Annotated in this window: 10 protein-coding genes; all 10 read left to right on the top strand. The window is 28.6% G+C overall.

Annotation, left to right across the window (positions count from 1 at the left end; all coding sequences use genetic code 11):
• Nucleotides 1–143 precede the first annotated feature (143 nt).
• The 10 genes from ABJD27_RS04150 to ABJD27_RS04105 all read left to right on the top strand — a co-directional run bounded on the left by ABJD27_RS04150 (nucleotide 144) and on the right by ABJD27_RS04105 (nucleotide 16,472).
• A complete protein-coding gene (locus ABJD27_RS04150; RefSeq protein ID WP_348170628.1) occupies nucleotides 144–1,700 on the top strand; it encodes a hypothetical protein in 1,557 nt (518 codons plus the stop codon).
• Nucleotides 1,701–1,866: 166 nt separating this feature from the next.
• Nucleotides 1,867–2,322 (top strand): GNAT family N-acetyltransferase, encoded by a 456-nt coding sequence (locus tag ABJD27_RS04145; RefSeq protein WP_348170631.1) that lies wholly within the window; start codon nucleotides 1,867–1,869, stop codon nucleotides 2,320–2,322.
• 25 nt (nucleotides 2,323–2,347) lie between these two features.
• Nucleotides 2,348–2,839 (top strand): hypothetical protein, encoded by a 492-nt coding sequence (locus ABJD27_RS04140; RefSeq protein WP_348170634.1) that lies wholly within the window; start codon nucleotides 2,348–2,350, stop codon nucleotides 2,837–2,839.
• Nucleotides 2,840–2,928: 89 nt separating this feature from the next.
• The gene (locus ABJD27_RS04135) at nucleotides 2,929–3,840 is read left to right on the top strand and encodes a sialidase family protein (protein WP_348170637.1); all 912 of its coding nucleotides are present in this window, start codon (nucleotides 2,929–2,931) and stop codon (nucleotides 3,838–3,840) included.
• Between the two features lie 174 nt (nucleotides 3,841–4,014).
• Nucleotides 4,015–4,602 (top strand): 2OG-Fe(II) oxygenase, encoded by a 588-nt coding sequence (locus ABJD27_RS04130; RefSeq protein WP_348170640.1) that lies wholly within the window; start codon nucleotides 4,015–4,017, stop codon nucleotides 4,600–4,602.
• 46 nt (nucleotides 4,603–4,648) lie between these two features.
• Complete coding sequence (locus tag ABJD27_RS04125; protein WP_348170643.1) at nucleotides 4,649–5,104, top strand: hypothetical protein; 456 nt, start codon at nucleotides 4,649–4,651, stop codon at nucleotides 5,102–5,104.
• A gap of 7 nt (nucleotides 5,105–5,111) precedes the next feature.
• The gene (locus tag ABJD27_RS04120) at nucleotides 5,112–5,603 is read left to right on the top strand and encodes a hypothetical protein (RefSeq protein WP_348170646.1); all 492 of its coding nucleotides are present in this window, start codon (nucleotides 5,112–5,114) and stop codon (nucleotides 5,601–5,603) included.
• 85 nt (nucleotides 5,604–5,688) lie between these two features.
• Nucleotides 5,689–6,582: an RDD family protein gene (locus ABJD27_RS04115; RefSeq protein ID WP_348170649.1), complete on the top strand. Its 894-nt coding sequence runs from the start codon at nucleotides 5,689–5,691 to the stop codon at nucleotides 6,580–6,582.
• 202 nt (nucleotides 6,583–6,784) lie between these two features.
• Nucleotides 6,785–8,491 (top strand): DUF4062 domain-containing protein, encoded by a 1,707-nt coding sequence (locus tag ABJD27_RS04110; protein WP_348170652.1) that lies wholly within the window; start codon nucleotides 6,785–6,787, stop codon nucleotides 8,489–8,491.
• Nucleotides 8,481–16,472, top strand: coding sequence for a hypothetical protein (locus ABJD27_RS04105; protein WP_348170655.1), 7,992 nt, complete (start codon nucleotides 8,481–8,483; stop codon nucleotides 16,470–16,472). The genes ABJD27_RS04110 and ABJD27_RS04105 overlap by 11 nt, the downstream gene beginning before the upstream one ends.
• The last annotated feature ends 40 nt before the right edge of the window (nucleotides 16,473–16,512 follow it).

Below are 16,512 nucleotides of genomic sequence, written 5' to 3'. Positions count from 1 at the left end.
AACAAAAAACGTACAAAAAATATAAGAAAACACAGAAAAAAGAACTTTGCAAAACCAAAAGCTAGACTCAAAATAAAAGTAATCGTATAACAAGGCAATATTACACTACCTAAAAAGTTATATTTGTTATAAAATTTTTCTGAATGCGCAGTATATATACGTTACTCATTTTAGGTTGTATTATTTTGGCAAGTTCATGTCGTAATGACTTTGACACTACACCAAGTACAGGAAATTTACGATTTTCTAAAGACACGATTTTCTTAGACACTGTATTTACTAATATAGGATCAAGTACCTTTAATCTAAAAGTATATAATGATAGTGATGAAACTATCAATATTCCTACCGTACGATTAGGTGATGGAGAAGATTCTGACTACCGTCTTAATGTAGATGGAATCCCTGGACGTACGTTTGAAAATGTAGAAATTCTTGCAAACGATAGTATTTTTGTATTTGTAGAAACGACAACAGACATTAATGATGTAGGCGCTGGAAGTTTGGAGTTTTTAAGTACAGATGCAATCGAATTTGATAGTGGTGCAATTCAACAGAATGTAGAGCTTGTGACCTTAGTAAAAGACGCTGTTTTCTTATTTGCAGACCGTGATGAAAATACTGGTATGGTAGAAACCTTAACAATAAATGGTGTAGAGACCACACTAGAAGGACGATACTTAACCGATGAGGAACTTACCTTTACCAATGAGAAACCTTATGTTATTTATGGGTATGTCGCTGTAGGAGACCCTAATGGAAATACACCAAAAACATTGACCATAGATGCTGGTGCTCGTGTTCATTTTCACGCAGATAGTGGGATCGTCGTTGCCGATGAGGGAACCCTTGATATAAATGGTACTTTAAGTACAGATCCAGAAGCTTTAGAAAACGAAGTAATTTTTGAAGGAGATCGATTAGAAACTTCTTTTTCTGAAACTCCAGGACAATGGGGAACCATATTATTAACCGACGGAAGTGTTAATAATGAAATAAATTATGCTACTATAAAAAACGCTACTGTTGGGATTCTTAATGAATCTAGTTCGCAAACGGGAAATACAGATTTGACAATAAGTAACACACAGATCTATAATGCCTCTGCCGTAGGTTTATTAAATCGCCTGTCTAATGTAGAAGGATCAAATATGGTGATTAATAACTGTGGGCAATTCTCAATGCTAGTTCAATTGGGAGGAAGTTATAACTTCACACATTGTACATTTGCAAACTACTGGTCACAGAGTTTTAGAAATACACCATCTGTATTCTTAGATAATACACTTCTTGCAGGAGATACCCTTTTTGTAGCCGACCTACAAAATGCCAATTTTACAAACTGTATCATTTTTGGAAACCAAGGAGAAGAATTAGGTTTTAATCAAGATGAAGATGCTACGCTAAATTATAACTTCAGAAATACACTCATCCGTTTTGATGACACCTTTGGGAATTTTGATGAAGATCCATTCTTTGACTTTACAAATACTACTTTATATACAGACATTATACGTGGTGGAGATCCAGATTTTCAAGATGAGTTTAATAACATCCTACAAGTAGGAGAAGGAACTGTAGGAAATGGACAAGGACTACAAAGTGCCGCAAGCTTATTTCCTGTAGACATTAACGGAACTAATAGAACAACGTCTCCAGACCTTGGAGCGTATGAGAGTATTGAATTACCAGAAGGATGATCCTATACTATAAAAACTTCTTAAAAGCCATTTTGTAACGAAATGGCTTTTTTGTTTTTGTAGGATAGCACATCAGGACTCATCTATGCGCTATAACAAATATTCTTTTTCTTTTCGCTTTCGCGAAATGTACTATCTTAACTTTTAAAATAACCAATTACAAAAGATGATTGAAAGACTTCAACATAATGACATAGAAGTATCCAAAAAAATACGTGCAGTTTTTCAATTATCATATAAAGTAGAAGCAGAAATATTAAATGCCATTGATTTCCCTCCTTTAAAAAGACCTCTTGAAAAATATGTGAGTAGTAACACAGCATTTTTCGGGTACCTAAAAGATAGCGAACTTGCTGGAGTTATTGAAATCGAACATAACAATAGCTTTACAAGTATTAACAGCTTGGTTGTAAATCCAGCATTCTTTAGACAAGGAGTTGCGAGAACATTAATGGAATTTGTTTTTAATACGTTTGATTCCAATCTTTTTGTTGTCGAAACGGGATTGGAGAATGGACCTGCAACTGAATTGTATAAGAAATTTGGTTTCAAAGAAGTTAAACAATGGGACACCGATCACGGAGTTAGAAAAATAAAATTTGAACATAGCATAAATAACTAAGTACGATAATTACTATAGAGAATTTATGAAAACAAATAAAATAACATACCTGATTTTCGGGATTTTAATTTTTGTGAGCTGTAAAAACAAACTTGTTTTAATGGATTATAAAGGGGATAGAATTGGTATCATCCAAACAAGTAAAGAATCAATTGAAAACATCGAAATTGAAAAACTTACGCAATTTTACGAATCCGGAGAACTTAAATCAAAAGGGCAATTTAAAGTTGGTGATTATACGCAATGTTGTTTCGCCGGACCTTGTATCCAGAACTATATATATAAAGTTGGAGAATGGAGTTATTTTCACAAGAATGGAGAATTAAAAGCCTATGGTAAGTACTTAAAGAGGAAACGATTTATCTCGACTAGTTGTAAAGGTGGAGATTCTATCTTTTCTGGATTTGTTGATCAAAAATGGAAATTTTACGATAAAAATGGAGATCCAATTGTTAACGACAAGAAACTTATTTCAGAAATAGAAGATGAAAGTGTTTTGATCAATTATACACTGTAAATGTATATACCCATTGCTATTTTAAAATTAGTCAACACAACTAACCAGATATGAACACGTTATCTATACATAGACAAAACTTAAAACATATGCGTTTCTTAACTAAGTATTTTTTCTGGTGTTTATTCATTCCAGTGACAGCCTTTTCTCAAGAAATAGATGAACGTCTTACCTATCTTGAACAAAAACCTCCATCTATGACCCCAGAAGTATTTGCTCCTGGTCTTATTTCTAAAAATACAGAATCAGAATTTGGTTCTGTTTTTAATGCTAAAGCAACAGCTTTTTTCTATGGTGTAGATATGGGTGGACGAACAGAAATAAGATATTCAGAACTCATAGGAAACACATGGAGTGCACCTCGAACGATCTTATCACACGAAAAATATGGATTTAATGACCCTTTTCTATCTCCAGATGAAAAGAGATTATACTTTATATCAGAAAGATCATTAGATGGCTCGGGAGCCAAACAAGATCATGATATCTGGTATGTAGAAAAAGAAGGCAATAAGTGGTCTGAGCCTATCAATGCAGGACTTAATATTAACTCAAGTAGTAACGAGTATTATATGTCATTTACACAAGAAGGAACCATGTATTTCTCTTCAAATAAAAGAACACCTGGTGAAAAGCAAAACAGCTTTGACATATACACCTCTAAAAGTATTAATGGGGAGTTTCAAAAAGCGATGAAGCTTGGAGAGTCAATTAACACTTCAAATTACGAAGCCGATGTTTTTGTTGATCCAGCAGAAACCTATGTTATTTTTTGTGCAAGACGATCAGATGGATTAGGTCGAGGTGATCTTTACATTAGTTTCAAAAATTCTGATGGAACTTGGACACCCTCTGTGAATATGGGAGATACAATAAATACAGAAAACCATGAACTCTGTCCTTTTGTCTCAAAAGATGGCAGGTATCTCTTTTACACAAGTAATCAAGATATTTACTGGGTAAGTACAAAAGTCATTGATGAATTAAAAAAAAGCAAGTAACATTTCATATTACTACGCTCTAGGTTTCACTTCTGAACCACAGTTATTATCTAAATAAATTAACTATCTTGATTTTTCATTCTAATAGACTAACACAAAGAATCTTGTGACTATCAGAATGTAATAATAAAGGAGCATTCTATTATAATTTTTCATGAAACAATACTTTCAAATATGGCAATAAACTATTCATTTGGTCTTCCCCTCAAACATAATTTTGCAGAATACATCTATTATCAAGGACTGTTCCTTCCTCATGAAGTAGATAGAATCCTTAACTTTTGGGATGATAATAAAACAATAGAAGCAACTATTTCTGGAGAAGGGAAATCTAATGATGAGTTAAGAAAGAGTTCAGTCATGTTTATTGACAACAATCAAGAGAATGAATGGATTTATAAAAAACTAGCAGACCTTGCTATGCATTGTAACAATGAGCGATATTGGTTTGACTTGTTAGGTTTTCATCAAGAATTACAACTTACACGATATTCAGAAGGAGATTTTTTTGAATGGCATTTAGATTTTGGTGCAGGAGAAATTTCAGCTCGAAAACTAAGTATGACGATTCAGTTATCAGATCCAGATGATTATGAAGGTGGAGATTTACAATTTATGATTAATCAGAAAATAGTAAATGCACCGAGAGAAAGAGGTACTATTATCATTTTTCCATCATTTATCATTCATCGAGTTACTCCCATAACAAAAGGTACACGTCAATCCATTGTTGGTTGGGTATCGGGGCCTCCATTTAGGTAATATATTGAAACATATCTCTAAGGGTTAATCTATATATTTGAAGGTCATGAAACATATCAATAAAGCTAGCCTGAGAAAGATTACAATTGCAGATCAAAAATACCTATGGAAGGTTGGGCATTATCATTTAGAATCTTTTAAACATGCCAAATGTGTAGAAAAAGTCGTCATTTACTTAAAAGACTATAAAAAAGCACCTTTACAACTTCTATTTAGAGAAGAAGACAACTTATGTACTAGCACAGATATAAAGAAACAAAAATGGTGTGTTGGATATCCAGAAACGGGTGTTATCTGGCTTTCAAAGCCAAGAGATGATGAAAAACCTCAAACCGAAAATATAGATATAAATCTTAATAGACCTGCTATCATCAGAAAACTTATTGAATATTATATATCAAATGGTTGGTGTCCAAAAGAACAAAATAAACCATTCCTCATAGAGAATGCATTACTAATCCTTGAAGAAAAAAAATTCTTAATAGAAATTGCATCTTTATAATTTCCTTATGAATTACAAACTACCAATAAATATTTATAGCAATAAAAAATCAATTCTTCAAGAGGATTATATTTTTATTTGCCGCCGATCTGATGGTTTCAATAGAAGGCTTTTAAAAATTGATTTATTGATAAACAAAGAATTTGAATATGAAATGAAAATGGAATCATTAGAGTATCAAAATTCAACAGGAAAAAAGCTTTGCTTTTTTTTAAGCGGTAATATTCCTATAAATATTCAAGAACCTCTCGAGTACTTACTATCATTAAAAAAACTAGACACATTGATTTCACATTCTTACGGTAAGTATATGACAGATATTGGAGACAATGATTATATATTTATTAATAAGAAAAATGTGATTAATACCTCCATTCACATTTTGGATTACGAAACATTTTCTAAGAAAGCTAATTCTGCAGAAAGTGAATTAATAAACTTACATGATTCATTAAGGGTTTGGGTAGAAAATATTTATGAAAAAATGAAATCTGTATAATTTATAATCATAAATAATTAAAGACTATAATATCATCATTATAAAATACATACAAATAATTTAAAGTATCTTAGAGTATACATAATTGATATCATCTACAGACAGTATGGATGCCATGACAAGAAGCGAAATCCACAAAAAGGTTGGCAAAGAATGGGCGCTGGCCGATGATATTGTGCTCACTTCTCAACTCATCTATTTATCTGGAATTACTGGATTTAACACCTATCTCAACGGGAAAGATCAAAAAGATATGGATAGCGTCATTCGCATCAAAGGAAAACCTAGGGGTATTGTGTTCAAGTTTACCAATGGGATCTCTTCTGTTGCAACGGCTATTACATATCAGGAGATTACTGATATCGCTATTGTACCTTTTGAGAGCTATTATATTCTTAAAGTGACTACTACAACAACAGCTATTTATTTTGGGTCTGATAAAGAATCTATTTTTAACGTTATTGATTTTTTAAGAAGTCTTAAGAGGATAGATATCATTGAAGATAAGATGATAGAAGTGCCTAAAGAAATTAAAGGAAGGTTAGAAACATTTCTATATAAACATACAGATATACTTCCTATAAATATTGAGACTATCAAAGCATCTAAAACAAAGCGTTTTCTAAACTATAGTATCGACCTTTTTATGATAAGTCTCTTATATATGCTCTTCTTTAGAGATATAGAAAGCCAGCAAACATCATCTGTCGCTTTTCAAAGTCTCACACTTCAATTTTTGTATTATTTTATTTTAGAATATGTATTTAAAACAACAGTAGGAAAGACATTAACCCAGACTAAAGTGGTAGGACAAGACGGTTCAAAAACAAACAATATCTTTTTGAGAACTCTCTGCCGAATCATCCCATTCGAACCTTTTTCTTTCTTATTTGGACCCAAAGGATGGCATGATCATTTTTCTGAGACGAATGTTATCGATATAAAACTTAGGAAAGAACAAATCTCTACATTAAAATAAATGTTTAGTCCTAAAAAATCGAAGTTAGAATCAACCAAAATAATATAAAGTCCTTATATCTGAATAAGGAAAAATCTATTTCATGTATCCTCAATTCTGAGGATATACAAATCCTCATATATACTGTACCATACATTATTCCTTCTTAATAGCTTAGCCTGTAGTTATTTAATCTGACATTAAATTTAATGCGAAGTGTTATATGAAAGTATTCTTAGCTGGAAGATTTAAAGAATTTGAAGAAGAAAGAAAGATCATAGATTCTAAATTCAAAAAATATAATGAGGAAGGGAATTACAACATTCAGATAATTAACCTAGATGATGATGAAGCTCATATTAAAGGCCCTTTAAGAAGATCGATGGAAGCTGTTAGAGAATCCTCTATGATGATTTTACTTATTGGAGACACTTATAGTGAAAATATTTATAAGAATGATCTTTCAATTACTCATTTAGAATATCAAGAAGCAAAGGAAAATAATATAACAATAATACCATATTATATAGGGAAATATGATGATAAACCTTTCTTTACTTCTAATTATTGCCCTGAGAAATTAGCTCAATTTAAAAAAGAGGTTTTTATACAAAAAAATGAGAAGTATATATACAAATCGTATAATATTAACAAAAAGTCTAGAAAAAAGTATTGTAAAGAAATAATTAAACACATTAATAAAAACTCAAGTAAACTTCCCAGTATAACTCAAGAATTAGATACAGCTAAGATTAATCTTAATATAGAAACAGTATTCAGAAAAGGATATCTTATTAACGATACATTCACTACAAGTTTACTGGAAATTAATGTTTTAAAATACCTTGTTTTTAATAGATTAAATTATGTTCATATATGGATTGGAAGCCCAGACATATTTATAGAACTTCAAGAATTAGAAAATTATATTCAATTCTCTGAAAAAGGATACAAAACTCGAAACTGGGAAAAAAACATTGAAAAGTCTAATAGTGATCAAGATTCACTTTTTATAAACATTCAAAATGAGGATGATTATCTATGTCTAAAATCTAGATTAAATGATTTACAAGGATATAATGTAATTATATGCTTCAATTTAAAAAGTATCGCTATATCAAAAATATATGCCGCTCAAATATCCCTATCTCTAAAATCAAAGAAGCATAAAATAAGATTACTTACTGATAGTAAAGTAGAAAATAAAAATAAAAAACCTTTAAAAGATATTTTAAAGATTTTAAACACGTCTAGTAACTTACTATCTACCCTAGGAATAGATTCAAATAACTTTAATCATTTTTATAAAAAGGATACAATTTTTTATTCCAAAATAGAACAAAATGGACTAATCAATCAATTTTTAAAACTTCTCTTCACATTTACAGAATACAGTCAAAAGGAAGTTTTTATTAAAAAAATAACAGCATCGAAATCAGATATTTACGAGCAAATAAAAACAGATTTAAATCTTTTAGAAAAATTTTTAAATCAATTAAACACTCAAGAATTCACCACTCTCTTACAAGTAAATAAAAGAATTATTTTTCTTACTGCATTTAATAAAATTTTGAACCTCAAACCTGAATTCTATATCATATTAAAGAATAAATTACCTAATCCCTACCCCTATATAAAATATATAGAACCAAATAAGAATGAAGATTTAAAACCAACAAATCGAAAAGAATTTTGGCTTTTACTAAAAACAAATAAAAGGTTAATAGATACTATTAATTCTAAAAATCTAAATCCTGCTATAAAATATTTAAAATCAATAACATCTCCATTTTCTGAAGATGAATTATCAAAAATAATACAAAGTCCAGATTTAAGATTGGCCTATCATCTTGTTAAGGAAGACGATAGTAAAAATGCATATATCGAATCATCCTTTTTAGAAGAAAATCTATATATCTATGAAATTTAATCCACTAAGAGATTGGCATTTTACACTAAGCATGGAATGCCCATTTGAGCAAGCAAATGTTTTTTTAAATTGCTTAGACATTATTAATTGGCAGAATACAAATCATAATGCCTTAAAATCTGCCATTGAGCAACTCAACTTATTAGACGATTACTATAAAATATATGCATACCCACAAATCTTAACTGTATTATTTGAAGTTAAGGATACGTTCTCAAGGAAAATAATCAATGATTTTTGTATTGATTTTTTAGCTAAAATAAATGCAAGCTCTTTTCACAATCTTTATAATGAAAAAAACAAAAATCACCATAGATTATACAAAGAACTAAGTGAAATAAACGAATCTGAAAAGTTAGATAACTACCAAGATATTTATCAATACAAGGAAACTACTGTCCTATTAAGTTATTTGTATATAAACTTAAAAAGTAATCTTGAATTTAAACATGACTTCCAAACAGAATATGAGGAAGAAGAAGAAGAAAACAATCCTCTCAAAAATTTAATAAACAATGCATATTCATATCAGTATGGAAGATTAGCATTTATAATTGCAGCGAGAATCATACGATTAATTGATTTTGAAAATTATAAAAGCGGTATTAATGATCAGATTTTTAAATATGTTAGCTATAGAGACATACACATAAATCCAGATTTAACAGAGTTAATCATTGATGCTCAATATTTTGATATAGAAGAAGAATATATAGATGATCACGAGAATGATGAAGTAGATGAGATAGATGAGATAGATGAGATAGGTAATCAAAAAAACAATAACGATAAATCGCACATAATCACTAGTAAAATAAAAGAAGAATTTTATGATTTGGTTTTATTTAATAGGCTATCAGAAAGAAATAAAGATGAAAATAATTATTATTTCCAACAACTTAAAGAACCTATCAAATCAAATACCACTACAAGTTTTTCTCTTCGAAAAAAGGCATTAAAAATAACATATTGGCAATTTAATTTATTAAACACGTTTTTTTTAAGAGATCCAAAAATATCATTAGAATTTTTTGCATCTACTATTATTGAGCCTGAACATAACATTAATTTTCAGAATTTACCAATAGAAAATCAAAACGTAACAGCCATTTATAGTTTAAAAAACATTTATAAATGGAAAAATGAGAATCACATTGATGTTACTATAGATGAAATAAAAAAACAAGTATACTCTCCTTTACCTCGAATTTCACTAAACAAGCCAGGAATTCTTTTTAATGATCCAACTTGGTTTCAAAATAGTGAAGATCCATTCTTATATTTTAGAACTTCTATTTTTGGATATTTAGGGACTCAATACTTGTCTTTTAATCAAATTAGTAACAGTCAAACTTTTGAAACTTTATTGAAATTATCAACTATTAGTATGAGATTTCATAAAGAATATTGGGGATATATTAAAAATAGAGATCATAAAGCATATCATACTATGCTCAATATGAAAAAAGAAGGTCGTCATAGAGATAACTCTTATATTGTTTGCTATGGGTCGGAAAAACAGATAAGCATTCAAAGATTATTTTACGAAAGAATTAAAGGAATCTCATCTTTACCCAATATAAATGTATATAAATGGTTTTATGATAAAACAACGAGTACTATTACAGAAGGGTACCAGCTTTTAAGTAGTAGTAACTACTCTGATTTATATTTTAATGTTATATTACCAAATTCAATCTTTTTTTGGATCACACAAACCTATCTTTCTGATGAAATAGAAAATAAAAAAATTGGTGTTCTAAAACTTGTTATAAATCATGAAGTCTCTCTAAAAAATCTTCAGGGTAAAAAGTTCTATGGTGTCGCCACTTTTATTAAAAACCAATTAAGTTGTTTACATTCGTTTTCTTCTTCAGAGAAGGATATTTCTGATTATAGTAAGATTGAATACTCTCCATTAAAATTAGACCTTACTGCTTCAAGTCCTAGGTGTTTATTAAGTGCTTCTACTGAAGAAGAACTTAAAAGACTTATTAATACACCAAACAAAAATAAAAATGGAAGTAGTCTCCTATTACATAAAGCAATTAGGATTATCTATATTATAAACAAAGAAAATATTTATGATGAATATGAAGAAACCGTAGACACCTCTTTAAAAGATTTAGAAAAAGAATTATCTGCTGTATTTCATGAAGTACAATTAGACCGCTATGTTAGGTTACAGTTAATTCATTCTTTAAATAACAAGCTTTTATTAAAATCTGAAAATGATATTATTAGAGAATTAATAGTATACTTAATATTAGAATATGGCGGCATTTATGATATAGATTTATTATTTGACACCCTATTTACAACCTCTAAAAATGAGTTAAAACAACAATTATTACAAAAAAAAATAATCTATGGTTTTTATACATTACTTAAAAACAAAACAACAGAAAGAGGGCTTATAACTTCTCCATACAATGCTTTATATCAAAAAAATAAGATAGCATTTATTCAAAAAAAATTAACTTATTTGGCGCTAAACTTTTCAAAAAATCCATTGATAAAGGACTCCTTAATTAAAAATAATGAAACATTAATTCATTTTCTTTATGGGGAAAAAAATCATTTTAACCAAGAGCCTATAACTACTGATGCTGATAAATATTTAAAAAACGTAGATCAACTACAGGCTATTTATCATGATAGAAATAATTATTCTACGAATATTGTATTTAAACAAAAAAAGGATTATGCAAAAACCTACAATAATAAAAAAATCAAAATAAAGGTTGCATCCACTGGCAAATGGAATTCCATAGACTTTTTACAACAATCTTCTTACAAAAAAGAAATAGAAAATCATGAAGATTCTCAATGGTTAGTAGATATTATTGGTATTAAACAAAACATTCATAATGATACTGAGTACACTCCAATTACGTATCAAATAGCATCTGGGGTATCAAATCCATATCCATTAAGTCTTTTTGAATTTATTTGTGAAATCACCGACCCTAAAAAAGAAATAAGATTTGTATTACTATATAATAACTATACAAATCCTATCACTGGTAAAAAAGGTGACTTATGGTCATATGCTATTGGAAAAAATGTATTTATAGAAAAGAATCAATATGAAATCACTACTCTAGAAAATATTGATCATATTTTTGAAGTAATAAGGACAAAATACAGCGGAATTAAAAATGCAACTAAAGGATTAATTCTATACTTCACGATTAATGATGATGGCACAAAAATGTCAATGTCAGAAAAACTCTTCTCCGAATTAAAAGAAAATATAACCATAAAACATGATCTATTACCTACTATAAAAACAATCTATAAAAACAAAGAAAAAAATAAATGGGTAGCCAATTTAAAAAACAACAACGTAAGTAATCTATACTCATCTGAAATAAATATAGACTTCAATCATCCTCCAATATATGAAGAGGAAATTGTATTTGATATATCAGAATATTCTTGGAACCCCTTTATAGAGGTAATAAAGAAAATTCCTCAAAAAAAATCAGAACCTCTTACACCGTCATCAAACGGCAAAAAGCTTCCAGAGAAAGGAACTGGCACACCTCCGGAAGAACCAATACAACCTCCCAAAAAACATGATCTTAATTCAGAAAAACTAAATGCATTTTTAGACTATAACCAATTAGACAAACCAAATCTTAAAGCAAAAATTGACGCTAAGAGAAATATTACGTTAATAGATTACTATTTACCAGCTGATTTAAGAATACCAACTTCTTCAAACACCAAATGGGTTAAAACGTTTCATCCAAAAACATTAAGTAGCCAAATAAACATATCACATTTATCACCTAATACGTATAACTCTACCTTTTTTAAAGACTATGATCAAGGTTATAATGCTTTCTTAGAATTAAGGGTCTGGAAAAATGGACTGTATATTAGTACATCAAAAATAAAACCTTATGATTTACAAAGTTTTTCAAAATGGTTTTCTAGATTAAATGCAGAGGAGCAAAAACGCTTTCAATTAACATATATTGGTATATATGACACTAACGATTACAAATTCTATTATAATTCAACTACAGAACTCAAAGAATATCTTTTTGAATTTGGATATGGCAGGGTCATTATTTTAGACGAAACTCAAATTAAAATTCATACAACAAGTATTGCAAATTATAAATCTATAATATTTTATGGAGATAAATTTACCAACATAAAGATAGACTATGATAAAAATACAAACTCTAATAAGTGGATAACTACTCGCAAAATTGACTTTTTCACAAGCAGAATATACAACGAATCTTTACGTAAAAATGTAATTCATACGTTGCATATAAATTCAAGAACAAAAGAAATCATAAAAGTTGTATCTACAAATTCTAGATCAGATTTAAAGACAAATAATGTTCATAAAAACCAAAGGAAAGTATTTAAGTTATCTGAAGAATCTAAGGAAATTTTAGAAAATGAACATTATCAAACTGATGAGATTATATTGTATGCAAAAGTAGAAGAACAAACAAATGGTAGCTTTATCGAGTTTAATATCGTCCAATTAAGTAATGATACTAATACGTTACATAACAAATTAATGTTTTTTAAAGCTGAAAACATTTATTATGAAAATAATATTTATAAATTAAAAATACTTCCATTATTAGACAATGTACCTGAGCATAATGTATCTACTGATTTTTTAGAAAATTGTTTTATAAAAAAAAGAGATTTTTCATCAGAAGCTAATACATTAATGACACTTTATAATGAGCGTCTAGATAAAAGTAAAGAAACATCTGAGTTGGTAAAAGATGAGCTTTTCTTAGTCCATTTAAGCTATGATAACAATAAGGGTAAGTATCATTTTTCTTTAATAGGAACAAGAGATACAATACGTCACGGTCGCTTTAATATGCCCATTAGACATGAATCAAGTTTAAACGGAATGTTAGAGAAAGGAAACATTACAGCTGTAGTTATCAATCATGATAGGCATCGTAATAAATATAGAGTTGAATTAAAACCTGGCATTTTTATAGAAATTGGTATAATCAATAAAAAATATTTTAAGCATGGAGATGTAGTAAAAATAAAGAAAGAAAAAGATGGCATTATATTTAAAATGGTAATTCCATCCGATATTCGTTTTTTTCAAGGCACAAAACTCATAAGTATTCTTCCTAAAAATGACATCCATGATATTGATCCAAATAGTATAGATGACTCTTTCTATACCAAAGATTATTTTATCGCATCAGAATTTGCAAACATTGAACTTAAACTTAAGAAGACTCATAAACTAGTACACTTCCTACAACAAAAAGATAAAAATGCCTTGATTAATAACTTTGTAGCAAAGGTTGATATTAATCAAAACTTCAGGTATAAACAAGTTGAAATTTTATTTAAGAATAATTATTTAGTAACTAAAAATAATTCACTTCTCGTTCATTTTTCTAATAAAAATTATGAAATATGGGGAAGTCAACTTTCTTTTCAAGAAAAGCAATTTTCAATTATTAAAGAACAGTTTTTAAATTCAAGTTGGCGTTATATAGATCAAACAACACAAATTTGGGAAAATGATCATTGGAAGAGTGTATCTATCTCTAATAAAAGATACAATAATAGTATAATTACCTCTTTTTTAAATAGAAGAGATAATATGACTTTTAGGTTCCCTTTTCACTCAAATAAAAAAGAAATAGATGTAACAGAATTATCTAAAATAAGCCTTCCTACGGCAAGCCTTGTTTATCATCTTAAAAATCAAAAAGAAAGAACCACAGATGTAACTATTGTTTGCGAATATGAAAATAAATTATTTATAGAAGTATTACCCACTAGAATTGTTGAAATTCAAAGTGATTACTTAAAGTTTAAGAATTCAACATTAGGAATGAATAATATTCCTAAAGGGTTATTAGGTACTGGAGATCGTTTAAAATTGAAATTAAAAATTGTTAATTATTATAACTATGAATTAGACAGCGTTGAAGTATTAGAATGGATTCCTTCAGGAAGAAGCTCTTTTAACGAAAAAGCGATATTACCATTTGTACAATCTAACATGGGTTTATTAAAATTTGGAAAAGGCAAATTCGAAATTAAAATCCCACAAGTTTTACATAGAAAAAATCAGACTACAGATCGTAAAGAAATTCGTGCAATAGATACTACAAGTAATTACCATAGTCGAGTAGATAAAATAAAAAATATAACATCCTGTACAACGCTTCTTTATATAGAAAATAACACCCTTAGACTTACTACACATCTGTATATAGATTATAAAATTATAGTTAAAGGAGAAGATTCTTTTTTAAATCAATGGTTTACCACAGAGCATGTAAAACAACTCATTGATACCGCTGGAGGTTATATTCCAGTTACTGTAGATTCTATAAATGACACAATAAAAGAGATTTATATATCAAGGGATTATCAATTAAATAAAGTTCCTCAAATAAGTAATAAAAGAAATGTTATAGTAGCTATTATTTTAGGGAAACTAGATGAAGATACATTATTATTAAAATCAGGTCCTCTTTTATTAAATTTTAGAATCCAAGATTTAATACCATATATTCCTAAGGAAGTAATTACAGATTCTAGTGTATTAAAATCATTAAGTGAACTCTTAAGAAATAGATTCTATATCACACAAAACGAAGAAAACTTTATTCATGGTATTAATATAAAATCTCAATTTGTACATAGTAATAAAAATAATGATATAGATAAAACTACTATAGATTCTCAACAACAAAAAGATCTTGATTGTGAGTTAGTAAAACCTGTCTCTATTGAAAATCATGAAGGAATTATCATTTTCAATCAAGTTGATATGACATTACATTATGTCAATTATAAAGATATTTCTTGGATTCGTCCTCTCAATGGAATTACTAAAATTCAATTAATTAAGCATATTGTTAGAGGGCAATATGATAAAAAACTCAAGATTCATATTGATACTGAAAGTTCTTTTATTCATACTCAATTGGCTACTACAGAATTTGATAGTCTACACAACGGAAAAACAATAACAATAGAATACATAAAAAAACTAGAAGAGGAAACAGTAGTACATCCAACAGAAGGATATAGCTATCATCTTGTTAGGTCAAAAACCTCAAATATTGCTATGCTAGCTGAATCAAACCTTGATAATGATTCCATAAAAAACATAAATTTAGGTTTGGTCATTGATTATTCTAAAAAAGATAAAACAGTACTTATTGCTATAGGTGAGAAGAGAATTGTAATCGACACCTATTTAAAAGAATTCTCAAATTCAGATTATAGTCATATAGATATCAAAAATAAATATATAGAAGAGTTAAAGGCTATCTCTAAAAACGATCTTGAAAAATATAATTCCATAGGACAGGAAATCCTTAACACATCTAAACTATCCGTTTTTATACCATTATATTATTTAAAAACCACCTATGATATCATAAAACAAAATCTCGGAAATGGAAATGATCATAATTTAAGAAACACATATATCTCAGTTATTAAGGACATGGCAATCAGAGCCATGAGAGAAAGGCATTCTGAAATTATTATTTCAAAATGGCTTCATTCTGATGATACCAAGAAAAAAGTTTCTAGACTGTGGAATCGTATAAATCACATAGGAGAACAAGTGTTTAATGATACTACATCAGAAATTAATAAAGATTTGTTTAGAGCTATTGAGAACTTGAATAATATAGCACTTCCATTAAGGTCATCTGTAGAAAAAGAAGGATTTATCGAGATTAGTAAAGCATTAATGATAGCTATAGGACAAAACAATGGCATCATTTTAAGCAATACAGATACACCTATTGTATCCTCACTAATTGAATTAGGATTAAAAGCTTTTAAAAATGGAAGCGAAGATCATTTTTTTAAAAATAAATCAAATCTGGATGAAATTGAAAACATCATAAAAACATGTAATACGTATGGTTATTTCTATCTTAGAGATAATCTAATATATAGTACTATTAAAAACCTTAACAGCGTAAAATAATGATTAAATAGCGTAAATTTAGAACTACAAAAAAAATCAT

The organism is Dokdonia sp., assembly GCF_039945015.1.
GTDB lineage: Bacteria > Bacteroidota > Bacteroidia > Flavobacteriales > Flavobacteriaceae > Dokdonia.
Note: the sequence above shows the minus strand (reverse complement) of the source record. Positions and strands in the feature narration are given on the sequence as shown.

What these genes read in the sequence shown, in the direction of transcription:
- ABJD27_RS04140 (WP_348170634.1), top strand. Translation starts at nt 2,348, where the DNA reads ATGAAAACAAATAAAATAACATACCTGATTTTCGGGATTTTAATTTTT.
- ABJD27_RS04130 (WP_348170640.1), top strand. Translation starts at nt 4,015, where the DNA reads ATGGCAATAAACTATTCATTTGGTCTTCCCCTCAAACATAATTTTGCA.
- ABJD27_RS04145 (WP_348170631.1), top strand. Translation starts at nt 1,867, where the DNA reads ATGATTGAAAGACTTCAACATAATGACATAGAAGTATCCAAAAAAATA.
- ABJD27_RS04120 (WP_348170646.1), top strand. Translation starts at nt 5,112, where the DNA reads ATGAATTACAAACTACCAATAAATATTTATAGCAATAAAAAATCAATT.
- ABJD27_RS04135 (WP_348170637.1), top strand. Translation starts at nt 2,929, where the DNA reads ATGCGTTTCTTAACTAAGTATTTTTTCTGGTGTTTATTCATTCCAGTG.
- ABJD27_RS04125 (WP_348170643.1), top strand. Translation starts at nt 4,649, where the DNA reads ATGAAACATATCAATAAAGCTAGCCTGAGAAAGATTACAATTGCAGAT.
- ABJD27_RS04105 (WP_348170655.1), top strand. Translation starts at nt 8,481, where the DNA reads ATGAAATTTAATCCACTAAGAGATTGGCATTTTACACTAAGCATGGAA.
- ABJD27_RS04110 (WP_348170652.1), top strand. Translation starts at nt 6,785, where the DNA reads ATGAAAGTATTCTTAGCTGGAAGATTTAAAGAATTTGAAGAAGAAAGA.
- ABJD27_RS04150 (WP_348170628.1), top strand. Translation starts at nt 144, where the DNA reads ATGCGCAGTATATATACGTTACTCATTTTAGGTTGTATTATTTTGGCA.